Annotated in this window: 22 protein-coding genes; 4 read left to right on the forward strand and 18 right to left on the reverse strand. The window is 51.1% G+C overall.

What is annotated here, in order from left to right; genetic code table 11:
• Positions 1 to 39 precede the first annotated feature (39 nt).
• The 3 genes from DU000_RS03830 to DU000_RS03840 all read left to right on the forward strand — a co-directional run bounded on the left by DU000_RS03830 (position 40) and on the right by DU000_RS03840 (position 3081).
• The gene (locus DU000_RS03830) at positions 40 to 1029 is read left to right on the forward strand and encodes a TRAP transporter substrate-binding protein (RefSeq protein ID WP_114401985.1); all 990 of its coding nucleotides are present in this window, start codon (positions 40 to 42) and stop codon (positions 1027 to 1029) included.
• Between the two features lie 115 nt (positions 1030 to 1144).
• Entirely contained in the window at positions 1145 to 1765 is a 621-nt protein-coding gene (locus tag DU000_RS03835) for a TRAP transporter small permease (RefSeq protein ID WP_114401986.1), read from the forward strand.
• Between the two features lie 2 nt (positions 1766 to 1767).
• Entirely contained in the window at positions 1768 to 3081 is a 1314-nt protein-coding gene (locus DU000_RS03840; protein ID WP_192878424.1) for a TRAP transporter large permease, read from the forward strand.
• Positions 3082 to 3176: 95 nt separating this feature from the next.
• On the opposite strand, the gene DU000_RS03845 is transcribed toward DU000_RS03840, so the two are convergent.
• The 3 genes from DU000_RS03845 to DU000_RS03855 all read right to left on the reverse strand — a co-directional run bounded on the left by DU000_RS03845 (position 3177) and on the right by DU000_RS03855 (position 7100).
• Positions 3177 to 3641 (reverse strand): hypothetical protein, encoded by a 465-nt coding sequence (locus DU000_RS03845; protein WP_114401987.1) that lies wholly within the window; start codon positions 3639 to 3641, stop codon positions 3177 to 3179.
• Positions 3642 to 3726: 85 nt separating this feature from the next.
• On the reverse strand, positions 3727 to 5076 hold the full coding sequence (gene rimO / locus DU000_RS03850; RefSeq protein ID WP_338049453.1) for a 30S ribosomal protein S12 methylthiotransferase RimO: 1350 nt from the start codon (positions 5074 to 5076) through the stop codon (positions 3727 to 3729).
• Between the two features lie 92 nt (positions 5077 to 5168).
• Positions 5169 to 7100, reverse strand: a complete 1932-nt coding sequence (locus tag DU000_RS03855) for an ATP-binding cassette domain-containing protein (protein ID WP_114401989.1) — start codon at positions 7098 to 7100, stop codon at positions 5169 to 5171.
• A gap of 98 nt (positions 7101 to 7198) precedes the next feature.
• Here DU000_RS03855 and xth point away from each other — a divergent pair, with 98 nt between their 5' ends.
• Entirely contained in the window at positions 7199 to 7975 is a 777-nt protein-coding gene (xth, locus tag DU000_RS03860) for an exodeoxyribonuclease III (RefSeq protein ID WP_114401990.1), read from the forward strand.
• Here the strand turns inward: xth and DU000_RS03865 are convergent.
• From DU000_RS03865 to ndk, 15 genes are all read right to left on the reverse strand, one after another.
• Positions 7968 to 8156, reverse strand: a complete 189-nt coding sequence (locus tag DU000_RS03865) for a DUF2065 domain-containing protein (RefSeq protein WP_114401991.1) — start codon at positions 8154 to 8156, stop codon at positions 7968 to 7970. The genes xth and DU000_RS03865 overlap by 8 nt on opposite strands.
• The gene (locus DU000_RS03870) at positions 8153 to 8506 is read right to left on the reverse strand and encodes a cupin domain-containing protein (RefSeq protein ID WP_114401992.1); all 354 of its coding nucleotides are present in this window, start codon (positions 8504 to 8506) and stop codon (positions 8153 to 8155) included. Before DU000_RS03870 ends, DU000_RS03865 begins: the two co-directional genes overlap by 4 nt.
• 37 nt (positions 8507 to 8543) lie before the next feature.
• A complete protein-coding gene (hflC, locus tag DU000_RS03875; protein WP_114402104.1) occupies positions 8544 to 9422 on the reverse strand; it encodes a protease modulator HflC in 879 nt (292 codons plus the stop codon).
• Positions 9423 to 9428: 6 nt separating this feature from the next.
• On the reverse strand, positions 9429 to 10772 hold the full coding sequence (gene hflK / locus DU000_RS03880; RefSeq protein ID WP_240001779.1) for an FtsH protease activity modulator HflK: 1344 nt from the start codon (positions 10770 to 10772) through the stop codon (positions 9429 to 9431).
• A gap of 103 nt (positions 10773 to 10875) precedes the next feature.
• The gene (gene hflX, locus DU000_RS03885; protein WP_114401994.1) at positions 10876 to 12120 is read right to left on the reverse strand and encodes a GTPase HflX; all 1245 of its coding nucleotides are present in this window, start codon (positions 12118 to 12120) and stop codon (positions 10876 to 10878) included.
• Between the two features lie 111 nt (positions 12121 to 12231).
• Positions 12232 to 12477: an RNA chaperone Hfq gene (hfq, locus tag DU000_RS03890; protein ID WP_114401995.1), complete on the reverse strand. Its 246-nt coding sequence runs from the start codon at positions 12475 to 12477 to the stop codon at positions 12232 to 12234.
• Positions 12478 to 12681: 204 nt separating this feature from the next.
• The gene (gene der / locus DU000_RS03895; RefSeq protein WP_114401996.1) at positions 12682 to 14091 is read right to left on the reverse strand and encodes a ribosome biogenesis GTPase Der; all 1410 of its coding nucleotides are present in this window, start codon (positions 14089 to 14091) and stop codon (positions 12682 to 12684) included.
• A gap of 45 nt (positions 14092 to 14136) precedes the next feature.
• Positions 14137 to 15318: an outer membrane protein assembly factor BamB gene (gene bamB, locus DU000_RS03900; RefSeq protein WP_240001780.1), complete on the reverse strand. Its 1182-nt coding sequence runs from the start codon at positions 15316 to 15318 to the stop codon at positions 14137 to 14139.
• A complete protein-coding gene (locus DU000_RS03905; protein WP_114401997.1) occupies positions 15308 to 15940 on the reverse strand; it encodes a YfgM family protein in 633 nt (210 codons plus the stop codon). Before DU000_RS03905 ends, bamB begins: the two co-directional genes overlap by 11 nt.
• 68 nt (positions 15941 to 16008) lie before the next feature.
• Entirely contained in the window at positions 16009 to 17331 is a 1323-nt protein-coding gene (gene hisS, locus DU000_RS03910; protein ID WP_114402106.1) for a histidine--tRNA ligase, read from the reverse strand.
• A 274-nt stretch (positions 17332 to 17605) separates the two neighbouring features.
• Positions 17606 to 18877 carry a flavodoxin-dependent (E)-4-hydroxy-3-methylbut-2-enyl-diphosphate synthase gene (gene ispG, locus DU000_RS03915; protein WP_114401998.1) on the reverse strand — a complete coding sequence of 424 codons (1272 nt, stop codon included), beginning with the start codon at positions 18875 to 18877 and terminating at the stop codon, positions 17606 to 17608.
• A gap of 22 nt (positions 18878 to 18899) precedes the next feature.
• Complete coding sequence (locus DU000_RS03920; RefSeq protein ID WP_205074005.1) at positions 18900 to 20066, reverse strand: helix-turn-helix domain-containing protein; 1167 nt, start codon at positions 20064 to 20066, stop codon at positions 18900 to 18902.
• Positions 20059 to 20880: a type IV pilus biogenesis/stability protein PilW gene (pilW, locus tag DU000_RS03925; RefSeq protein ID WP_158529622.1), complete on the reverse strand. Its 822-nt coding sequence runs from the start codon at positions 20878 to 20880 to the stop codon at positions 20059 to 20061. Before pilW ends, DU000_RS03920 begins: the two co-directional genes overlap by 8 nt.
• Before the next feature lie 36 nt (positions 20881 to 20916).
• Entirely contained in the window at positions 20917 to 22104 is a 1188-nt protein-coding gene (rlmN, locus tag DU000_RS03930) for a dual-specificity RNA methyltransferase RlmN (RefSeq protein ID WP_114402001.1), read from the reverse strand.
• 146 nt (positions 22105 to 22250) lie between these two features.
• On the reverse strand, positions 22251 to 22676 hold the full coding sequence (gene ndk / locus DU000_RS03935) for a nucleoside-diphosphate kinase (RefSeq protein WP_114402002.1): 426 nt from the start codon (positions 22674 to 22676) through the stop codon (positions 22251 to 22253).

Below are 22676 nucleotides of genomic sequence, written 5' to 3' on the forward strand. Positions count from 1 at the left end.
GACAATGCGGTTTTTTTAACCTTGCATAGGAGACAGACGATGCAAACCCTGAAACGTCGTGCAGTTAAAGCGAGTTTACTCGCTAGTTTAATGGCCCCCCTCTTCGCTTTTGCGCAGACCAAATGGGATCTGGCAAGCGCTTACCCAATCAGCAATCCACATACCGTGACCCTGCAGCAGTTCGCCAAGGATTTAGATACAGCGACAGCGGGTAAATTAAAAGTGACCGTACACCCTAACGGCTCGCTGGTTAAAGCACCTGAAATCAAACGGGCGATGGTTTCCGGCCAGATTGCCATGGGTGAAGTCATTATGAGTATTCTTGAAAACGAGAATGCAATTTTTGGTCTTGACTCCGTGCCATTCCTAGCAAGCAGCTTTGGTCAAGCAGAACGCTTATGGAATGCTCAGCGCCCTGCAGTTGAAAAAATCCTCGATGCACAAGGGATCAAACTACTCTACGCCGTGCCTTGGCCTCCCCAAGGGATGTTCGCCAAAAAACCGGTCAACGAAGTCGCCGACCTCAAGGGCCTCAAATGGCGCGCCTACAACCCAACCACACAACGGATCGCGAAAGAGTATGGCGCTCAGCCTGTCACGATTCAGGCTTCAGAGCTCTCACAAGCACTGGCTACCGGTGTGGTTGAAGCCTTTATGACCTCTGCCGCAACCGGGGTAGATTCGAAGGTTTGGGAAGGTGGTGTAAATCGTTTTTACACTGTCGATGCTTGGTTGCCTAAAAACATGGTGATTGTGAGTAAATCAGCGTTCAATCAATTGGATGCCGCAACGCAAGCCGCCATCGTGAAAACCGCCAAAGAAACTGAAGTCAAGGGCTGGAACCGCATGAAAGGCTACACCAATGACACCATTGAAACGTTGAAGAAAAATGGTGTTGAGGTTGCGGCACCAAGCCAGTCGTTCTCCCAAGAAATGATTCGCTTTGGGGTTGGCTCACTGAAAGATTGGTTGGCAAAAACAGGGGCTGATGGTCAAGCAATTATTGACACATACAACGCCAAGAAATAATTTGATTGACGTCTTAATTTGTAATTTGTAGCTTACAGGCAGCGGCTCGTCGTCCACCCAATGTCTCCTCGTACATTGTTAAGCCGCTGCCTTTTTTATTTTGCTGGAGAATCCTATGGCTGAGCCCAATCATCTCAACCAGCTACTCAAGCCGCACCATGATGTGTTGGATGATGAGCTGGCCAATCGGAAGGTACATGGTATGCGCCGCTTCCTCGACTATGTTTACAAAACGGCGGAAGTCTTGGCCGCCACCTGTATGTTTACGATTCTTTGCTTAATGATTTATTCCTCACTCGGCAGAGAATTAAATTTACCCACCACAGGGGTAGACGACCTGACCGCCTGGTTTAGCGCAGCAGCCGTTTTTCTGGCCATCGCCGCAACCTTCAAGAATGGGGAGATGGTTCGTGTCGGGTTGTGGATTGAGAAGCTTAATCCGGCTAAACGACATGCTATCGAGATCTTCACTTTATCCACCGCAACAATAGCTTGCGGATACATGTTGTATGCCATCTGTAGCTATGTTTATCAGAGCTATATCACTAATGAACCAACCCAGGGCTTACTCGTTATTCCTATCTGGATTCCGCAAATGACCGCTGTCACTGGTGTATTTCTATTTTTTATTGCCATTGTGGATGAATTGATCTGGGTTCTACGTGGCAATCGTCCTACTTATGTTGTCCAAGCCGAAGAGCGTTTGGCACGTGGCGAATTTGGTGAAGGAGCATAAACATGAGTACCGTTATGGTGGGATTAGTATTGCTGGTTGTGATGTCGTTCTTCTTGGCCACTGGGGTCTGGGTATCCTTGGCCCTGGCAATTACAGGGTGGATTGGAATCTTTGCGTTTACCAATGCACAACCAGCAGGCATTCTCTTTAGTGCTTTCTGGGAATCTGCGGCATCATGGGAAATCGCTGCCCTCCCCCTCTTTATTTGGATGGGAGAGATTCTGTTTCGTACCAAGCTCTCTGAAGAGATGTTCGAAGGCTTGTCACCCTGGCTCAATTGGCTACCTGGGCGATTAATGCACGTCAATATTCTGGGCTGCGGGATTTTCGGCTCTGTCTCTGGCTCTTCTGCCGCAACCTGTGCAACGATTGCGAAAGTAGCCTTACCGGAGTTGAAAAAGCGAGGTTATGATTTTAACGTTTGCCTCGGCTCACTGGCTGGCGCAGGAACATTGGGTATTTTGATTCCCCCATCGATTACCATGGTGGTTTATGCGGTCGCCGCAGATGCCTCGATTATCAAAATTTTCTTGGCTGGCTTCCTCCCCGGTGCCTTGTTGATGGCCTTGTTTTCTGGCTACATCATTTACTGGTCATTGCGTAACCCAGACAAATGCCCGCCAGCTGAACCCTCAATGCCCTTCATGCAGCGGCTGTCTAAATCAAAAAAGTTGATCCCTGTCACTGGCTTGATCGTTTTTATTGTCTGGGTCTTGATTGCAGGCTATGCCACCGCGACTGAAGCCGCCGCCTTTGGTGTAGTTGGATCTTTTGCGATTGCCTGGTGGAGCGGTGGCTTGAGCTGGCAAACGTTCAAAGAAAGTCTGATGAATTCGACACGTCTATCCTGCATGATCATCATGATTCTGGCTGGGGCAGGCTTCTTGACTAAAGCCATGGCCTTTACTGGGGTGCCCACAGCCTTGGCAGAATGGGTTGCAAGCTTGAATCTCAGCCCCTGGCAATTGATCGCTGCCTTAACCATTGTTTATTTACTGCTGGGAACGGCACTGGATGGTATTTCCATGATTGTGCTGACGACGGCTATCGTGATCCCGATGGTGCAAGCAGCAGGCTTTGATCTTATCTGGTTTGGTATTTTCCTGATTTTGTTGATTGAAATCGCGGAAGTAACTCCACCAGTTGGCTTTAACCTCTTCGTGCTGCAAACCATGACAGGAAAAGACAGCATGGAAGTGGCAAAGGCATCGATTCCCTTCTTCTGCATGCTTTTGGTTGCGATTGCGTTGATTACCATCTTCCCTGAGATTGTGACCATCCTGCCAGACCTGCTCGTGACAAAACCAGGCGGCTAAGTCGCTGTACTTATAACATCGCCCTTAAGCAAAGGCCACTCAACTGAGTGGCCTTTTTTATTTCTCTGTGGTCAATCAGAACAAGAGGAAATCAATTAGATACGCCCTGCACTGGCTGAGCGGCTGGCACGATTAACCCGAGTAAGAACAACGGGCTGTTTGATCGCTGGCCCAGTTGCTTGCGCATCCTGCCATTGCGCCAGGATTTGCGCCGCTTGCTGTGACGTAGATCGCACCCAGCGCCCTTGCCATTCGCCAATCACAGTAACCCCATCGATAGACTCTTCAGCCCAAAATTCAAAGACAGGCGTATTCACTTGCTGGCTGAGCACACTATCGAGCTCGACCTCGGCCACAATCTGAACGGTAACGCCAGTCCCAAACCGAAAATAGTGGCCTTGGTAACTGTCCGCTGCATCTTGCTTGGGCTGCAAGTAGAGCTGAATCAAGTTATCGCCAAGCTTGCCACGGTAAACCCCGGCGACTTCTTGACGTATATCGACCATGGCAGACTGCGCTGCCAGGCGACGAGCGGCGCCGCTAAGGCCCGCAAGCATCATTGGATAGGCGAATAAACGAGTTAATACGGTGCGACGCTCTAAAGCACTCGGTTGCGGTTGCTCTGGGCCTCTCTGATATGCGGCCTTACTCCGCCTCAAGATAGACCTCACCCCACAAATCATGGGCGTCATAACCCGTGGTCAGCACATCAATAAACTCACCCACCTTCAAATCAGGGTGAGGCTCGACATACACCACTCCATCAATCTCGGGGGCATCGGCATAGCAACGTGCAATCGCCCCATCTGCGTTAATTTCATCCACCAAAACTTGCATGACCATCCCAGCCCGCTCAGCCTGCCGCTGTGCGCTGATTTCTTCTTGCACTTGCATAAAACGCGCCTGCCGTTCTTCACGCACCTCATCGGGCAAGGCACCCGGCAATTCGTTGGCGGCTGCGCCTTCTACCGGTGAATAAGCAAAGCAGCCTACGCGGTCTAGCTTGGCTTCACGTAAAAAGTCCAGCAGATATTCAAACTCGGCTTCGGTTTCGCCAGGGAAGCCGGCAATAAAGGTCGAGCGAATCACCATCTCCGAAATCTCTTTGCGCCATGCCTGGATGCGTTCAATATTTTTCTCACCACTCGCCGGGCGTTTCATGTCCTTGAGCACACGCGGATGGGCATGTTGGAAAGGAATATCGAGGTAAGGCAAAATCTTGCCCTCCGCCATCAACGGCAGAATGTCATCCACATGCGGATAGGGATAGACGTAGTGCAAGCGCACCCAGACGCCATACTGATCGCCTAAGTCGCCCAACTCTTTACATAAATCATAGAGTTTGGTTTTAACCGGGCGACCATTCACGAAACCCGTCCGGTATTTCACATCGACACCATACGCACTGGTGTCTTGCGAAATGACCAAAATTTCTTTTACACCAGCCTTCATGAGGTTTTCTGCCTCACGCAATACTTCCCCGATATCGCGGCTATCTAAATCGCCCCGCATCGACGGAATAATGCAGAAGGTACAACGGTGATTACAGCCTTCCGATATCTTCAGATAGGCAAAGTGCTTGGGTGTCAGCTTAATCCCTTGTGGCGGCACTAAATCGGTAAAAGGATCATGCGGTTTGGGCAAGTGGGTATGCACCGCTTCCATTACTTCGGTTAATGCATGCGGTCCCGTTACGGCCAATACCTTGGGATGAACCTCGGTAATCAAATTACCACCCGTACTACCTTGCTTGGCACCCAGGCAGCCGGTCACAATCACTTTACCGTTTTCGTGCAGGGCTTCACCAATCGCATCCAGCGACTCTTGTACCGCCGCATCAATAAAGCCGCAGGTATTCACAATCACCAAATCGGAGCCTTCGTAGGAAGACGACGTGGTATAACCCTCTGCCCGTAACTGCGTGAGAATTTGTTCCGAATCCACTAAAGCTTTGGGGCACCCCAAAGAGACAAAACCAACTTTTGGCGCAGACATAGCCATTCCTGATTAGGCAAAAAACGTATTTTACAGGAGGGCGAGGAAAAACCCGAAACCAAAAAACATGGGTAGAGAAAGTCGGCGATTCGTTAAGCTTTGCGACTTTCTAATTCTTCCCAGCGGGTCATTTTGTCGAGAATAAGTTCATCTAATTCGGCTAAACGAGCGCTTGCCGCCTGGACTTCCACTGTAGGTCGGGTGTAGAAATCGGCATCCGCTAACTGCGCTTGCAGGGCTTGCTGTTCGGCATCCAGCTTTTCTAATTCTTGCGGCAAGGCATCTAACTCGCGCTGCTCTTTGTAGCTTAGCTTTTGTGAAGCTTTCTTCGCCGTAGCGGGAATAACAGGGATAGCAGAGGCGGCTGTTTGCTCCGCCACGGCCGCATCAGCGACTTTAGCTGACGCCTTGGCATCAAAATTGGATTTCTGTTGCAGCCAATCACTATAACCACCGGGGTATTCACGCCAAGTGCCGTTGTAGTTGCCCGCCGCGTCTTGCGCTTCGGCGGCGAATGAGCAGGTCACCACATTATCGAGAAATTGCCGATCATGGCTCACTAAAAACACCGTACCGGTATAGCTCTGTAATAGTTCTTCAAGCAGTTCTAGCGTATCAATATCCAGGTCATTGGTTGGTTCATCCAATACCAAGACATTCGCAGGGCGGGCAAAAAGACGGGCCAACAACAAGCGGTTGCGCTCACCACCGGACAGGGTACGCACGGGTGAACGCGCGCGCTCAGGGGCGAATAAAAAGTCGCCGAGATAGCCAATCACATGTTTGCGCTGGCCATTCATTTCAATCCATTCCGAGCCAGGGCTGATGGTATCTTCCAGCGATTTATCTAAATCCAGCCCGGCCCGCATTTGGTCAAAGTAGGCGACTTCCAGTTGCGTGCCGAGCTTGATCTGCCCTGCATCGGCCGCCAGTTCACCCAGAATCAATTTGAGCAAGGTAGTTTTACCAATCCCATTTGGCCCAATCAAACCGACTTTATCGCCACGCAGAATCGTCGCCGTAAAATCACGCACCACACACTTATCACCAAACTGCTTGGAAACGTGCTGTAACTCCGCGACGATTTTCCCCGAGCGCTGACCACGATCTATTTCCAGCTTCACTTGACCGACTTGCTCACGCCGTTCACGACGCTGTTTGCGTAATTCTTCTAGTCGCGCCACCCGCCCCACACTGCGGGTACGTCTGGCTTCAACGCCTTTGCGAATCCACACTTCTTCTTGCGCCAATAATTTATCGGCCCGCGCATTTTCCAGCGCCTCCGCATGCAATTCATCCGCTTTACGCTGCTGCCAGGCAGTGAAATTACCGGGGTAGCTACGCAACTGGCCGCGATCCAATTCCACAATCCGCGTCGCAACCCGATCTAAAAACTGCCGATCATGGGTAACGAAGACCAAGGCACCGGCATAGCTCAGCAACAAATCTTCAAGCCAGATAATCGAATCAAAATCCAGGTGGTTAGTGGGTTCATCTAAGATCAACACATCCGGCTCCGCGACCAGCGCTCTTGCCAGTGCTACCCGCTTGCGTAAGCCACCGGATAATGTTCCCACAATCGCCTCCGCAGGGAGATGTAAGCGGCTGAGCACGCGCTCCACTTCAGAACGAACTTGCCAGGCTTGATGGGTATCCAGCCAATGCTGTACCTTATGGATGCGAGCCTCGTCCAGTTCGGCTTGGGTATGTAATAGCTCCCATTCTTGCAACCACTGCCAGCGTTCGCCCAGACCCGCTGCCACACAATCAAGTATCATCAAATCAGCGTCTAGTTCAGGCTCTTGCGGTACATAAGCCAACTGCACGCCCTGCTGCCGAACGAGCTGGCCGTCATCCATGGCCACCTCGCCCGCCAGGACTTTAAGCAGACTGGATTTACCTGCACCATTGCGCCCAACTAAACCGACACGCTCATTGGACTCCAAGGAAAAACCAACCTGATCCAGTAAGGCCCAATGACCAAACGCTAACTGAGCATTGCTGAGGGTAATGAGAGTTGCCACGTATGCTTAACCTTATATTTAGGAAGTTGACTACTGTGAGTTACAGTAGCCAGTACAATATTGTTTCTATTTTCTGCTCTGCACGTTCAGCCAACACCATGCAAATCGCCACCTGGAATGTAAATTCTTTGAATGTTCGACTACCTCACGTACTGGGTTGGTTAGCTGAAAATCCCGTTGATTTCTTGTGTTTGCAAGAACTCAAGATGGTCGATGAAAAGTTTCCCTTGGCTGCATTACAAGAAGCTGGTTATGACGCCGTTTTCGCTGGTCAAAAAACCTATAACGGGGTCGCTATTTTACGGCGAATTGCCCGTACGCCGGCAGCAGTTGCCACACAAATCAATCTACCTACTTTTGCAGACGAGCAGAAACGCGTCATTGCAGCAACTTATGGCGACGTGCGGGTAATCTGCGCCTACTTCCCAAATGGACAAGCCGTCGGTAGTGAAAAATTCGCTTATAAAATGGCTTGGCTAGCGGGTTTGCAAACCTGGTTGCAAGCGGAGCTGACCCAATATCCAAAAATGGTTTTTGTCGGTGACTTCAATATTGCCCCCGATGACCGGGATGTGTACGATCCGGTCGAATGGGCGGGGCAAATCCACTGCTCGGAAGAAGAGCGCACCGCATTTAAAAACTTATTGGCCTTGCCACTCCATGATGCTTTTCGTCACCTAGAAGCGGGTGACAAACATTATTCTTGGTGGGATTATCGACAAATGGCATTCCGCCGCAATCGCGGGCTGCGTATCGATCACATCTTAGTGAGTGACGCGCTGTTACCTCATGTTAGCCGCTGCTGGATTGATAAAACGCCGCGCAAATTGGAACAGCCGTCTGACCACACGCCGGTGATCGTTGAGATTAACTAAATACCGCAACGAGCAGCAAACCCAGCCCAACCGACAACAAGCCAAAAAAGCGTAGTTGACCATCGCGGAGTTGCGTGAGCCGTAGAAAAGTTTCTCGCCAAGCTTGCGGCATGAGCAACGGCAAGATGCCTTCAAAAACGAGCAGCATACCCAAAGCCAGGAGCCACACGGAAGACGTCATATCGAACCTAACTTTTCAATCACCAAAATTCGCGCCTCACCGCAGGGGTGCGCGACATGTTCCAGTCCCTCACCAGCATAGAAAATATCACCCGCTTTCAGTTCAACCACCTGCGTAATACCTTGAGCATCGCGGTAATGCATGGCGACTAATCCATCTAGAACCACAAATACTTCTTGGCCATCATTCACATGCCACTGATAGGGCTGATCCGTCCAATGTAAACGGACAGCGGTATCCGCAAAACGAGCAATTTGTCTCGCATCCCATGGGCGTTCGCCGACAAAACTGCTTGCTCGAGTGACGGTGAAAGTGCTGGCTTTATGGCCAATAACAGGATTAACTGACATCAATCACCCTTCACTCAATCATGATGTTGTCGTACGTTTATTTTCCAGTTTTACCCGCTTGTTTCATGAACTTAAAAAACTCAGAACTCGGATCGACAACCAACACATCTTGCTTGCTCTTAAAGCTGGCTCGGTACGCCTCCAAGCTGCGATAAAAGGCATAGAACTCAGGATTCGCACCGAATGCCTGGGCATACGTGGCAGAGGCTTTCGCATCCCCTTCCCCTTTCAGTTTTTGGGCATCACGGTATGCTTCTGCCAAAATCACTTCACGCTGCCGGTCAGCATCCGCGCGGATTTTTTCTGACTCTGCCGCCCCAGTTGATCGCAATTCATTGGCGACCCGCTTGCGTTCCGCTTCCATCCGTTTATAAACGGACTCGCTCACTTCAGGCAATAAATCAACGCGTTTCAAGCGTACATCGACAATATCGATTCCAATTTGCTTGGCATCATCGCCAATTTTCTTGGCGATAATCTCCATGACTTTAGTCCGCTCACCAGAGACAACATCACGCGCACTGCGCTTGGTAATTTCTTCGTTAAGCGCTGATTTAATAATTTGTGATAGACGATCTTGCGCCCGCCGATCATCACCGGAAACACTGATGTAGTATTGTTTGGGATCAGCAATGCGCCATTTCACGAAGGAATCAACCAGAAGGTTTTTCTTTTCTGCGGTGATAAAGCGATCCGCATCTGGCGTATCAATCGTCAAGATCCGTTTTTCCAGATACACCACATTTTGAAATGGAGGCGGTAATTTCCAGAACAATCCTGGCTCTTTAACCACTTCTTTAATTTCCCCCAAGCCAAATACAATGGCGTACTGACGTTGATTGACCACATAGATACAAGAAGAGCCAAACAATAAAACAAGGCCAACAATGACTAAAGCCGGCATAATGCGATTCAGATTCATTTAACGCCCCTCCCGATCTCGGCTACGCTGGGCATCACGGGCGCGCATGGCGTCGTTGGATGCTGGAATTTCATTACTTTGCAGGTTGCTAGGTACGGTTTTATCGCTGAGCGGTGCGCCACTGTTTGACGATGGCACGACGGCTTGGGCTCCCTGCTGAATCAGTTTATCCAGGGGCAAATACAGCAGATTGTTATTCCCTTTGCTATCAACCAGTACTTTTGTCGTGTTTGCAAAAATCTGCTGCATCGTATCTAAATACATGCGGTCACGGGTCACTCCTGGCGCTTTGCTATATTCCGCCAAAACCTGTTTAAAGCGAATAGCATCACCCTCTGCCTGCGCAATCACCCGTTGTTTGTACCCTTCAGCTTCTTCCAATAAACGCGCTGCGGTTCCGCGGGCTTTAGGAATAACATCGTTCGCATAAGCTTGCCCCTCATTTTTAGCACGCTCACGATCTTGCCCTGCCTTAACTGCATCATCAAAAGCGGCCTGAACTTGCTCTGGTGGCTGGGCGTTTTGAACGGTGATATTCGACACCAAAATACCTGCCTTATAGCCATCTAGGATTTTTTGTACGTTCTGCGCGGCTTGAATCGCAATTTGCTCACGCCCTTCGTACAACACATAATCCATTTTGCTACGGCCAACGATTTCTCGCATCGCAGTTTCTGCTGCCTGCTTGACCGCCTCATCGGGCTTCACATTATTAAATAGATAATCTTTCGCGTCTTTTAACCGATACTGCACTGCGAACTGAATATCAATAATGTTTTCATCTTCCGTCAGCATCAGAGACTCGCGCCCAACCTTGGTGCGTACATCGCCTTGATAGCCAATTTCAACTTTACGCACTTGCGATATGTTAACTACTTCATGCGCCTGGATCGGATAGGGCATGCGCCACTGAAAACCCGCCTTGGTCGTGCTGCTGTATTTACCAAAAGTGGTAATTACGCCGACTTGCCCTTCCTGAACGATAAAAAAACCGCTACCTAGCCATAACAAGGCAACGACGGCCAAAACCAAGCCAGCACCGATACCCGCACCCTTCATGCTGGGTTCAAAGCCACCCGTACCCCCGCTGCCCTGACCGGTGCGGCCCTTACCGAGCCATTGGTTGAGTTTGCGATTAAAGTCGCGCCATAACTCATCCAGATCGGGGGGACCATCGTTCGCCCCCGGACGACGTGACTCAGGCGGTTCAGGACGCTCAGGCCGCTGTGGGCGGGATGCCCCGTTCTCTTCAGGAGAAGATTCTCCGCTCTCACTGCCCTTACCGCTATTACCCCAGCGGGGGTCATTGAGAGACATTAAGGCTCCCAGTGTTCCAAGCAACATAAATGCCTCATTTAGTTACATTTGTTGATCAAGTTTGTCAGCGTCGATACTGACGGTACATTTACGATAAATCTTACCAGTTCTACACTGCCATACCGCTCGGTTATATTTCCCAAGACTCTTTGCTTGCTGGAAGCGCTGCCCGCGCATGACGAGCCGCCAAAGCATAGTCTTTCAATACCTGTTTGAGCAAATCCAATCCCTGCCCGGTACGCGCACTAAGCCATACCGCGCCCATGCCGGCACGATCAGCAGCATCCCCCTGCTCGGCGGATCGGGCTGTACTGTCTGCCTGCTCAATTCGCTCTATTCTGGGGGCGATATCCAGTAAATCAATCTTATTCCAGACAATTATTTGTGGCAGATGTTCCGCTTGAATTTCTTTTAATACGGCATTCACTGCGGCAATTTGCTCATCACGCTCCGCTGCAGCCCCATCCACAACATGCAAGATCAAATCGGCATGAATAGCTTCTTCCAAGGTCGCGCGGAAAGCCGCGACCAAGGTGTGAGGTAAATCGCGGATGAAGCCGACCGTATCAGACAGCACGAGCTGGACGCCTGCTTGATAGGTCTGGTGGACTTGGGCAGGGTCGACCGATTCTGCTTTTTCTGCCTCTGCCGGCATCGCGCCTAAAAAAACGCGACGGCTGGTGGTATCGAGCGTCGCAAAGAGTTGATTCGCGGCATAAGTCTCGGCGTGAGTCAGGGCATTGAAAAGCGTTGATTTTCCGGCATTGGTGTAACCAACGAGTGACACCGTAAAGACATCCCGGCGCTGCCGATGGCGGCGCTGCGAATCACGCTGCTTTTCTAACTTTAATAAATCGGCTTTAAGTTTTTTGATGCGCTCACCGATCATACGTCGGTCTAGCTCAATTTGCGTTTCGCCTGGGCCACCACGCATCCCAATCCCGCCTTTTTGCCTTTCCAAATGAGTCCAGCGGCGTACCAAGCGAGTCGCCATAAACTCCATTTGGGCCAGCTCGACTTGCAGTTTACCGGCTTGGCTTTGCGCTCTCTTGGCAAAAATATCCAAAATCAAACTAGTGCGATCAATGACGGGCAACTGGAGGTGATCTTCAAGATTCCGCTGTTGTGCTGGCGCTAACGCATGGTTGAATACAATCGCTTCGAGTGACTGGGCGGCAATTAAGGCCAGCAATTCATCCGCCTTGCCTTTTCCAATAAACAGTGCAGGATCGGGACGCTGACGTTTGCAGGTTACTTCAACCACAGGCTCTGCTGCAGCCGACTCGACCAATAAAGCCAGTTCGGCCATCGCCGACTGGAAAGCACTACCTGTCAACCCTTGACCGAAATCGACACCAACAATAGCAACACGCAAAGTATTTGTACCTAAAAGACAAAATCCCGGACGATGAATAGGCCCGGGTTACATGAAAGAGGAGCTTCGCTAGAGTCAGGCGGTAACACATGCATCGCCTGACATCCCAGATCAGTTGCCGTCTGTACTACCCTGATCAGACGAGAAATTGACAGGGCGAGCAGGAACAATCGTAGAAATGGCGTGTTTATATACCATTTGGGTGACCGTGTTTCTGAGCAAGACCACATATTGATCGAAAGACTCGACCTGGCCCTGCAATTTGATCCCATTAACGAGATAAATCGATACCTGTACATGTTCCTTACGCAAAGCATTAAGGAAGGGGTCTTGTAACAATTGCCCTTTATTGCTCATGGAAAACTCCTAAATATTTTTGGTTTTTTAATTCAATCTGGTGGCCACTGCAATCAAACGTTGACACTGACTCACCGAGTTGCATCAACCGCTTGATGCTCACATCATGCCATAAACCGATAGTAAAAACAGCCTGAGGGCAAAATTTTCAATAATGACTGGGGATGGGCAACATACCAAACAGATTATTGGCGGCGTGTTGCGTTATTTTTTGTCGGAAATATAGGGATTTTTCGTACTGCGTAACTCAATCCGCAGCGGGGTCCCTTGCAGCTGAAAGGCCTCTCGGAATCGCCCTTCGAGATAACGTTTGTAGCTGTCGCTGATCGCATCCAACGCGTTACCATGAATAACAACAATCGGCGGGTTCTGCCCGCCTTGGTGAGCATAACGCATTTTGGGACGGAAAATCCCTTTGCGTGGCGGCGCTTGATGTTCCACAGCTGCTTGCATCACGCGCGTAAGTTTGGGGGTTGAGAGCTTGGCAAAGGCAGCGGCATGAGCGGCATCGACCGATTTGAGAAGTGGCGCAACTCCAGCTCCCTTTAACGCAGAAATGAAATGGAACTTGGCAAAATCTAAAAACTGCATTTTGCGCAGAATATCGGTTTTGATACGACTGCGGGTGTAATCATCGACACCATCCCACTTATTCACCCCCACTACCAAGGCCCGACCGGACTCGACGACAAAGCCGGCAATATGCGCATCCTGTTCGGAAACGTCCTGGCTTGCATCCAGCATCAGCACGACTACATTCGCATCAGCAATCGCCTGCAGCGTTTTCACGACGGAGAATTTTTCAATCGCTTCAAATACTTTACCGCGACGGCGCAATCCCGCTGTATCGATCAGGGTGTATTGCTTGCCAGCCCGCTCAAAGTCAATATAGATGCTATCTCGGGTTGTGCCTGGCATATCAAAGGCAATCACTCGTTCTTCACCGAGGAGGGTGTTTACCAACGTTGACTTACCCACATTAGGACGCCCGACGATTGCTAATTTAATCGTTGAAGGCACGGGCTTTGGTCCAGGCTCGGTACTAGCCGGCAGGGCCACTGCCTCGGCAGTGGCCACTGAATCCTCTAAATCGGCACCTTCCTCGGCCGCGTTATAATCTGGCAGCACCTCTTCAAGGGCATAGTCGAGCAAGGATTTAACACCTTCACCATGCGCCGATGAAATGGCAATCGGCTCGCCTAACCCAAGTTCGTAGAACTCACTGATTGCACCACTAAGGCGCATGCCCTCGGATTTATTGACAGCCAGAATGACCGGGCGACCACTTTTCCTCAACTTCTCGGCTATTTCGTGATCATGTGGGGTAAGACCTTGCCGTGCGTCGGTCAAAAAAATCACCAGATCTGACTCATCAATCGCCTGCAAGGTCTGCTTTGCCATAGCATGCAGAATGCCCTCTTTGACCACCGGCTCAAACCCACCGGTATCGACAACCAGATAGGGACGAGGTCCTACTTTGCCATGACCATAGTGGCGGTCCCGAGTGAGACCAGGAAAATCGGCAACCAAGGCATCGCGTGACTTGGTAAGGCGATTGAAAAGAGTAGATTTGCCCACATTGGGGCGGCCGACCAAGGCAATGACAGGTAACATGTTTACATTAGGCAGGCAGAGCCGCACGCCCCCCTGCCCATCCCGTTATTCAAAAATATAAGCGACCAATCGTCCATCCTGAGATTGGATCAGTACCCCAAGCTCGGTGGCGACCGGGGCGACCACAATCGGGGCATCATCGGCACGGCTGCGCGCCATAAATGCGCCATCTTCGCGACTTAACCAGTGGACGAATCCCTCACTATCCCCCACAACAACAGCTCGCCCGACAGACAGCGGCGCGGTTAAGTCCCGGTAAACCAGCTTGTCATTACGCCAAACACTGGCGCCACCATTACGACTAAAGGCATGCAGGATGGAACGATCATCGGCGGCAAAGACAAAGCGGGCATCCACACTCAGGCCGTTATTGCTGGAAAAGTCACGCCCCCAGTCTTGCTGGCCCGTGGCCATATCGAAACAGGCTAGGCGCCCCTGATAGGTTACCGCACATACCGCGCGGCCCTGTAGCATAGGCATCCCAACCACATCCGCTACGCGCTCGAGTTCGGTCGCGCCTTTCGGGAAAGCCACCGCGACTTCCCAGCGCGGTGAGCCATTATTGAGGGTAAGGGCAATTAAACGGCCTCCAGGCATGCCGGCATACACCGCAGTTTCTGTCAGCAACAGCCCCGAAGCCACGCGCAAAATCAGGCTGGGAGTTTGTCGTTGGTAAGCCCATCGACGCTTACCCGATTGGGCTTCAAATGCATGGATACGGTTATCTTGACTGCGCACCACGACCAACCCATAACCCACCACAGGACTCTGGACAACCTCACTGGATGCTTGGGCTCGCCATTTCTCTTTACCGGTACTGCTGTCGAGCGCAATGACTTCGCCTTTATTGGTTGCGACCACCACTATCTGAGAGTCAGCACCGACACCGGCACTGAGCGTTTTGCCGATTTCGGCTTGCCAGACACGCGTGCCGTTTTCAAGGTTAAGACGATAAACACGGCCATCGCCAGCGCTAAACACAGCGGCGCCCACGACAGCAGGCTGAAATAAAGCGCTACGCGCCTTGCCCAACTCGGCACGCCAAGCTTGTTTTACCCCGAGCGTTGTTTGAATCGGCCGCAGCTCGGCTTTCTCGTAAGTCGGCTTCGAACTGCATGCGCCCAGCACTAAAGCGAGGCCGACAAACAATAAACGCGCACTCGCTGCCAGTGGACCAGAACCAGCTAACCGAGAGATTCGGGGAAGTTGGACCAGCTTAAGAGGCATGAATCGCATCCCGTTTTAATTCGATCACATTACGCAGTGGGCTCTCTGCATCCAAGGCTTCATAGGCCTTATTAAATTCGGCCTTGGCTTCCGCTAGCTTATTTTGGGCCAGATAAATGTCACCACGACGATCTGCGTATTGAGCCATAAATGCAGCAGGCGGGTCTTTCTGCAATAACTTCAGCGCATCTTCAAAGGCCTTTTCATCTAATAAAAGGCCAGCCAGCCGAATCCGGGCAATGTGAGTAAAAGACTCATCCTGAGCATGGCCAATCAACCACTCCAACTGTGCTTTGGCTGCGCGAGTATCCGCTACGGTCACATAAGCTTTAGCCGCGACTAGTGCCGCCATCTGGGCATAGGTCGTCCGCTTATATTTGTCCAGCAACTCGCTGGTCGCCTCTTTCACCTTAGCCATATCTTGCTTCTTTACCCCATCCAGCAAGGCATCATAGACAACCGATGCCTGTGCAGCTTGTCGCTGCTGATAGTAGTCCCAGGCACGATAACCGGCGAAAACCAGCGCCAGAATCGTAATGACAGCCGTGATTGCGTTGCCATATTTGGCCCAGAACGCTTTTAAATTTGCAAGCTGCTCTTGTTCTTCTAAATCATATGCCATACTGCTCTCTCATTTTATCGATTCATTGATTCGCCACAAATGTGGGCCTAATGGCTTGAGATCAATGATTAATCTGGTTGATCATACAATTGCTCAGACAAAACCCGCGCCAATTCAGCCAGTGCCACCGTCTGCTGCACGGGACGGCCATCTGACTGCACGCCGTTATCGGCAGCGCTACCACCGGCACGCAGGGATTTTAAAGTCACTGTCTCTGATAACCATTCATTATCGCCGATAATCAGGGCATAGTGCGCGCCACTGGCATCGGCTTTTTTCATTTGCGCCTTGAAATTCCCACCACCACAGTGCAACACCACGGCAAAACCCAGTCCTCGCAGCTCTTCAGCCACAGCGAAAGCGCGTAATGCAACCTCTGCCTGATAAGCGTCGCTGGCCTGATGGACGATATAGAGATCACACCCAGCTGATGGCTCAATCCCGCCAATAGACTCAAGCAGTAACAAAAGCCGTTCAATCCCGATCCCGAACCCAATCGCGGGAGCCTGTTTGCCGGCTAAGGTCGCCATTAATCCGTCATAACGCCCGCCGCCACATACCGTCCCTTGAGCACCAAGCTGGTCTGTTACCCACTCAAATACGGTCAAATTATAATAGTCCAGCCCACGAACCAAGCGGGGATTTAAGGTATAGGCAATCCCAGCCTGTTTGAGATAACGCTGCAATGTCTGAAAGTGAGCGAGCGACGCCGGCCCAAGAAAATCACTGAGACGAGGGGCTGCTTCCAAGAGCGACTGCAAGGCAGGATTCTTGCTGTCCAAAATGCGTAAAGGATTACTGTGCAAGCGCCGCTGAGCATCGGCGTCTAGCTGATCCGCATGCGCGGTAAAATAGGTAATCAGGGCTTCCCGATGAGCTTGCCGTTCAGCGAGATCGCCCAGACAATTTAATTCGAGCCGAATCTGCGAAAGCCCCAGCTCTTCCCATAAGCGCGCCAGCATGACAATAATCTCAGCATCAACATCCGGCCCTGCAAAGCCAATCGCTTCAACACTTAACTGATGAAACTGTCGATAACGGCCTTTTTGTGGACGCTCATGACGAAAGACAGGGCCATAACTATAGAGCCGTTGCGGCTGACTGAACTGCTCCCCCCGAAACTCGAGTAAGTTATGTTCGGCAACGGCGCGCACTACTCCGGCTGTGAACTCAGGTCGTAGCGTTAATTCGTCACCATTGAGTCGATCAGTAAAACAGAACATCTCTTTTTCAACAATATCAGTGACTTCACCGATTCCGCGTGCAAATAGCGCCGTATGTTCTAAAACAGGCGTGCGCATATTGCGATAACCATAACTATGCAGCCAGACTCTCAAGGTTTCTTCCAAGCCCTCCCATGCCGCCGCCTGCACAGGCAGAATATCATTCATGCCCTTGACCCCAGTTAATAGGTTGGGTTTCTTGGGCTCTTTTTCAGTCGTTACTGACACGCCAATCTCCTGTCATTCTGATTACATTACACGTTAGTTTGTTCATATGCCATTGACTTGCTGGCTGAGTTTGATTGAGCGACGCCCAGTCAGTTATGCCTTGAGGTTGTTGCGTTTATCTAGGCTGATTACGCGGGCCAGGTCGACGAGCGAGAGCCCCCCTCGGCCTAGCCGTCACAACCAATCAAAGCATGCCTAAGCTGCTACTGGCAGATTATTGCGGCTGACCGTATCGCTTGACCACATAGTCCGCGACGATCTGCTGAAACTCCTGGGCAATATGTTCCCCTTTAAGGGTCAAGCGACGCTCCCCATCAATAAACACCGGGGCAACAGGGGTTTCACCGGTCCCGGGTAAGCTGATACCGATATCAGCATGCTTACTTTCACCCGGACCATTGACGATGCAACCCATCACAGCCACATTCATCTCTTCCACGCCGGGATATTGGGTTTTCCAGTAAGGCATTTGTTCACGCAAGTAACTTTGAATTTGCGCCGCTAATTCTTGGAAAAACGTGCTGCTCGTGCGACCACACCCAGGACAGGCAATCACCATTGGCGTGAACGCGCGCAACCCCATCGTTTGCAAAATCTCCTGCGCGACCGTGACTTCCCGAGTCCGATCCCCCCCCGGTTCTGGCGTCAAAGAAACGCGAATCGTGTCGCCAATACCCTCTTGTAACAAGACCGCCAAAGCTGCCGTCGAAGCAACAATACCTTTGCTCCCCATCCCGGCTTCGGTTAACCCGAGATGCAAAGGATAATCGCAGCGGCTTGCCAACTGGCGATAAACGGTAATGAGATCCTGCACGCCACTGACTTTTGCCGAGAGGCAAATTTGATTACCCGGCAAACCCAATTCCTCGGCACGTTGCGCATTATCGAGCGCGGAAGTAATGAGCGCTTCATACATGACCTGCTGCCCCGACCATGGCTCGGCACGTGCCGCATTTTCATCCATCATGCGCGCCAGTAAGGCCTGATCTAAGCTACCCCAGTTCACGCCAATGCGAACGGGTTTCTGATGGCGACAAGCCACTTCGATCATTTGTGCAAATTGGCTATCCCGCTTCTCACCCCGGCCAATGTTGCCCGGATTGATACGATATTTAGAGAGCGCCTGAGCACACTCAGGATATTCGGTTAATAATTTATGGCCGTTGTAGTGAAAATCACCAACCAAAGGCACCATCACATCCATACGATCCAACTGCTCACGGATTGCTGGCACCGCGGCGGCAGCCTCTGGCGTATTCACCGTTATTCTGACAACCTCGGACCCGGCGCGAGCCAGCGCTTTAATTTGAATCGCAGTCTCAACCACTTCGGCAGTGTCCGTGTTGGTCATGGACTGCACCAAGATAGGGGCATCGCCCCCCATCTTAACCACATGATCACCATGCCGGATCGCGACCTGCCGACTGCGCCGTCGTGGCAACGGCCCGGTTGCTACAGAATTTACTTGCTGGGTTTGCACTGACATACTGACCACTTCCTCAACATCATCACTCAAGCGTTAAGCGAGCCACATTTTTTTCATTCTCGACCGGTAATTCGACGCGCTGGCCACGATACCGCAGCTCCACACCGGCGGCATTACCCACCACAACATTCAAGGGAGCCAGCCCTTCTACTTGTTCTTTTTCACCGGCTTTGCGTAACCCAGAAAAAACCACTTTGCCATTCGCTTGTCTCACTTCAACCCAACTGGCTTGCTTGAATACAAGCTGTAGTGAGGCTGCTTTGTTAGGCGCGGGACTTGGCGGGGGTGGGGTTACGCTAGACGCAGCTTCTGTTTTAACTGGACCATCAGGATTGGCTGGGCGAGGACTCGCAGCGATCGCGGTCGACGTAGCAGGGACGACATTCGCAGACGGGGGAGAGGCTACCGGTGTAACTGGAGCACTACGCTCTGGTGGCAACGCAGTCGTTACTGTCGAAGTTAGCGGACCACTACTTGCCACTGAGGTATCCACAGCGCTTGGGGGGCTTGCAGAAGGGTTCACACTGGCAGTCCCCTCAGCCGTTTCCCCTGGGGCAGTTGACGGCAATGTGGGGGCCCCCGCAGTCGTTGATTCTGTTACCGGTGCCACGTTCATTGCGGCCTGTTCGGGATTGTCGCCCCATGCCATCCACATAGGCAAAGATTGATTTTGTATCGCATAGGCAATCCACCCAGCAACTAGCAAGAGGACGAGCAGTAACCACAACCACCAAGCTTGTGTTTTTGCGTGATGCTGGCTAGATTCACGTTTAAATGGGGCCTCAATCGCCTTCACAGGCTGAATCTGAACAGGCAGATCTGTTGAATCCAGCGGCAGCTCAACCAAATAAGGATTAGGATCAATGTTGATGGCACGGCAATAGCTACGTAACATTGCTTTTAATAGACTGCCCTTGGGCAGCGTGGCCCATGCGCCTGATTCGAGTGCCGCAATTTGCTTGGGAGACAGCTTAAGTCGGTCTGCCAGCGTATTCACCGTCCAGCCACCCGCTTGCCGTGCTTGAGCCAAGCGCTGCCAAGGCGTTAGGGCGCTTGCCATTGGCGCTGCGACTGCTTCAACATTAGACGCAGCAGATGCGGCGACTTCAAACTGATAGCCTTCGTAAATCGAAGGTAACGGACTTGAGGTAAAAGCGGGCTGATGCTCCTGATTCAGAGATTTATTCATCATATGCCCCTTTATTCAAAGACTCCGTTTCACGACTCACTGGAAAACGCTGACGCAATTGGTCAGCCATACTTTTCTCGGCATCGCGGTTTCCCGCCAAGCGTTCAATTTTCAGATTCAGCCACAACGTCTGTGCATTGGGATCATAGATTGAATGTAAGCGATTAACATAGAAACGGGCTTTGGTTAGATCCTGCCGGAGGTAATTTAAGTTGGCCAACTGGTAGAGGACTACCGCACTATTGGGATCAGTTTCATAGCCGGCCAGAAAATAGCGCTCTGCATTCAGCCTGTCACCCATGCGTAAGGCGCAAATACCGGCATTTTGTAAAGGCTTGACCGGTGCGGCATACAACGGATTCCGAGCCACGACCAAGAAACGCTCAATGGCTTCTTTTTCACGGCCGTTTTGGCATAAAAACCAACCATAATTCAAATTCAAATCAGAGTGCTGCGCATCACGCGCCAAGCCACGCTGGAAATAGTCTTCTGCTTGGCGTCGATCACCTAAGTCCATCAGGATCAAGCCCATCACCGAATAAGAATCGGCATAGGAAGGATCCATCAGTAGCGCTTGCTTTGTTTCTTCCAGCGCAACGGCAAATTGACGTTGTTGGTAGTAACTGGTACCCAGTTCAAGCCGCAGCCTTGCCCGGCGGCGCGCGTCTGTTTCTTGCAGGGTTTCCGCTGTTGGCACCACCACGCCTTTGGATGGATCTGTATTGCCTTTGGGGACGTTAGTGCCACACCCCAGCAGACTCAGGAATAACATACCAATCGCAACTGCGCTCAGGGGTTGCCTGCTGCTTGCCATACCTCTTCTTTTTTGCACTGCCATTTGCTCCACCCGTTATGTTTTGGTTTGAATTGGAATAATGACTTGACCACCAGAACTACCGGCCATACGCTGTTGCCGCCGAGTACGATCCTGTACCTCTCCTGCAAGCTGGCCACAAGCCGCATCGATATCATCGCCTCGAGTTTTACGAGTCGTGGTAACCAAGCCAGCTTGTTGCAGCATCTCACTGAACCGACGGATTCGCTCTTTAGGTGACCGCCGCAGACCAGACTGAGGAAAAGGATTGAAAGGAATCAGATTAAATTTACATGAGACCTCTCGCGTCAGTGCAATCAGTTCACGTGCATGCTGATCGCTATCATTAACCCCATCTAGCATCACATATTCAAACGTAATGAAATCGCGCGGGGCATAATCCAGATAACGCTGGCATGCTTGCATCAACTCACGCAATGGATATTTTTTATTCAATGGCACCAAGACATCGCGTAAAGCATCATTTGGGGCATGCAAAGAAACTGCCAAGGCAACCGGACAATCTTGACCTAGCCGATCCATCATCGGCACCACGCCTGAGGTAGAAAGTGTCACCCGGCGTTTAGATAAACCATACGCATGGTCATCTAGCATCAAGCGCATGGCTGCAACGCTATTTTCATAGTTGAGCAAGGGCTCGCCCATTCCCATCAAGACGACATTACTGATCAAACGCCCATCGTGCTCAAACTCATCTTCAGATGTGCTGTCGGCTCCTGCGTGAGGTTGGCTGGCCGCAGCACTTGTACGTAAAGCACGATTTGCCCACCAAAGCTGCCCAATAATTTCAGCGATAGACAAATTACGGTTAAAGCCCTGGTGGCCCGTTGAGCAAAAACGGCAATTGACCGCACAACCCGCTTGCGTAGAAATGCAGAGCGTTCCGCGACGGGCTTCTGGAATAAACACACTCTCAATCGCATTGCCATTACCAACATCCAGCAACCACTTGCGCGTTCCATCCGCTGACGTATGGTCTTGAATCACAGCAGGCGCAATAATTTTGGCTTGGGCCTCGAGCTTATGGCGAAACGCTTTGGCGAGGTCTGTCATGTCAGCAAAATCTGCCACGCCATGTTGATGTATCCAGCGCAAGAGTTGACGTCCGCGAAAAGGCTTTTCACCTAATTGCGTCACATAACCCAACATCATCGCTGGATCAAAATCAAGCAAATTAACATCTTGGCAAGCCAGATCAGCCATCTCAGACCCTACTCCACAAATAGCACCGCCGCAGCGTAACTGCGGCGGAAACTAACCTACTGCGACCGGCTGTTAAACAACAGCTAGCCTTCCAACAGGTTACGCAGCGCCAGCTTATCGCAGAGCGCGGCGTCAAACATCATTGATTAACGCGAGTGAACTGTTGACTCAGCAAAGAAATAAGCAATTTCAATTTTTGCATTCTCAGCACTGTCAGAACCATGAACTGCATTGGCATCAATACTTTCAGCGAAATCTGCCCGAATCGTGCCCGGAGCGGCTTTTTTGGGGTCGGTTGCGCCCATCAAATCACGATTTTGCTGAATCGCATTTTCGCCTTCCAGCACCTGAATCATGACGGGACCTGACACCATAAAATCAACCAAGTCCTTGAAGAAAGGACGCTCACGGTGAACGGCATAAAAGCCTTCAGCTTCCGCACGTGAGAGCTGAGCTAACTTGGCAGCCACAATTTTCAGCCCAGCGCCCTCGAAGCGGCTATAAATTTGACCAATGACATTCTTTGCAACAGCATCGGGTTTAATAATAGAAAGGGTGCGTTCAATCGCCAT

This window comes from Parvibium lacunae (assembly GCF_003335215.1).
GTDB classification, from domain to species: domain Bacteria; phylum Pseudomonadota; class Gammaproteobacteria; order Burkholderiales; family Burkholderiaceae_D; genus Parvibium; species Parvibium lacunae.

What these genes read in the sequence shown, in the direction of transcription:
- DU000_RS03830 (WP_114401985.1), top strand. Translation starts at nt 40, where the DNA reads ATGCAAACCCTGAAACGTCGTGCAGTTAAAGCGAGTTTACTCGCTAGT.
- DU000_RS03835 (WP_114401986.1), top strand. Translation starts at nt 1,145, where the DNA reads ATGGCTGAGCCCAATCATCTCAACCAGCTACTCAAGCCGCACCATGAT.
- DU000_RS03840 (WP_192878424.1), top strand. Translation starts at nt 1,768, where the DNA reads ATGAGTACCGTTATGGTGGGATTAGTATTGCTGGTTGTGATGTCGTTC.
- DU000_RS03845 (WP_114401987.1), bottom strand. Translation starts at nt 3,641, where the DNA reads ATGATGCTTGCGGGCCTTAGCGGCGCCGCTCGTCGCCTGGCAGCGCAG.
- rimO (WP_338049453.1), bottom strand. Translation starts at nt 5,076, where the DNA reads ATGTCTGCGCCAAAAGTTGGTTTTGTCTCTTTGGGGTGCCCCAAAGCT.
- xth (WP_114401990.1), top strand. Translation starts at nt 7,199, where the DNA reads ATGCAAATCGCCACCTGGAATGTAAATTCTTTGAATGTTCGACTACCT.
- DU000_RS03865 (WP_114401991.1), bottom strand. Translation starts at nt 8,156, where the DNA reads ATGACGTCTTCCGTGTGGCTCCTGGCTTTGGGTATGCTGCTCGTTTTT.
- DU000_RS03870 (WP_114401992.1), bottom strand. Translation starts at nt 8,506, where the DNA reads ATGTCAGTTAATCCTGTTATTGGCCATAAAGCCAGCACTTTCACCGTC.
- hflK (WP_240001779.1), bottom strand. Translation starts at nt 10,772, where the DNA reads ATGTTGCTTGGAACACTGGGAGCCTTAATGTCTCTCAATGACCCCCGC.
- hfq (WP_114401995.1), bottom strand. Translation starts at nt 12,477, where the DNA reads ATGAGCAATAAAGGGCAATTGTTACAAGACCCCTTCCTTAATGCTTTG.
- der (WP_114401996.1), bottom strand. Translation starts at nt 14,091, where the DNA reads ATGTTACCTGTCATTGCCTTGGTCGGCCGCCCCAATGTGGGCAAATCT.
- bamB (WP_240001780.1), bottom strand. Translation starts at nt 15,318, where the DNA reads ATGCCTCTTAAGCTGGTCCAACTTCCCCGAATCTCTCGGTTAGCTGGT.
- DU000_RS03905 (WP_114401997.1), bottom strand. Translation starts at nt 15,940, where the DNA reads ATGGCATATGATTTAGAAGAACAAGAGCAGCTTGCAAATTTAAAAGCG.
- hisS (WP_114402106.1), bottom strand. Translation starts at nt 17,331, where the DNA reads ATGAATGATATTCTGCCTGTGCAGGCGGCGGCATGGGAGGGCTTGGAA.
- ispG (WP_114401998.1), bottom strand. Translation starts at nt 18,877, where the DNA reads ATGTCAGTGCAAACCCAGCAAGTAAATTCTGTAGCAACCGGGCCGTTG.
- DU000_RS03920 (WP_205074005.1), bottom strand. Translation starts at nt 20,066, where the DNA reads ATGAATAAATCTCTGAATCAGGAGCATCAGCCCGCTTTTACCTCAAGT.
- pilW (WP_158529622.1), bottom strand. Translation starts at nt 20,880, where the DNA reads ATGGCAAGCAGCAGGCAACCCCTGAGCGCAGTTGCGATTGGTATGTTA.
- rlmN (WP_114402001.1), bottom strand. Translation starts at nt 22,104, where the DNA reads ATGGCTGATCTGGCTTGCCAAGATGTTAATTTGCTTGATTTTGATCCA.
- ndk (WP_114402002.1), bottom strand. Translation starts at nt 22,676, where the DNA reads ATGGCGATTGAACGCACCCTTTCTATTATTAAACCCGATGCTGTTGCA.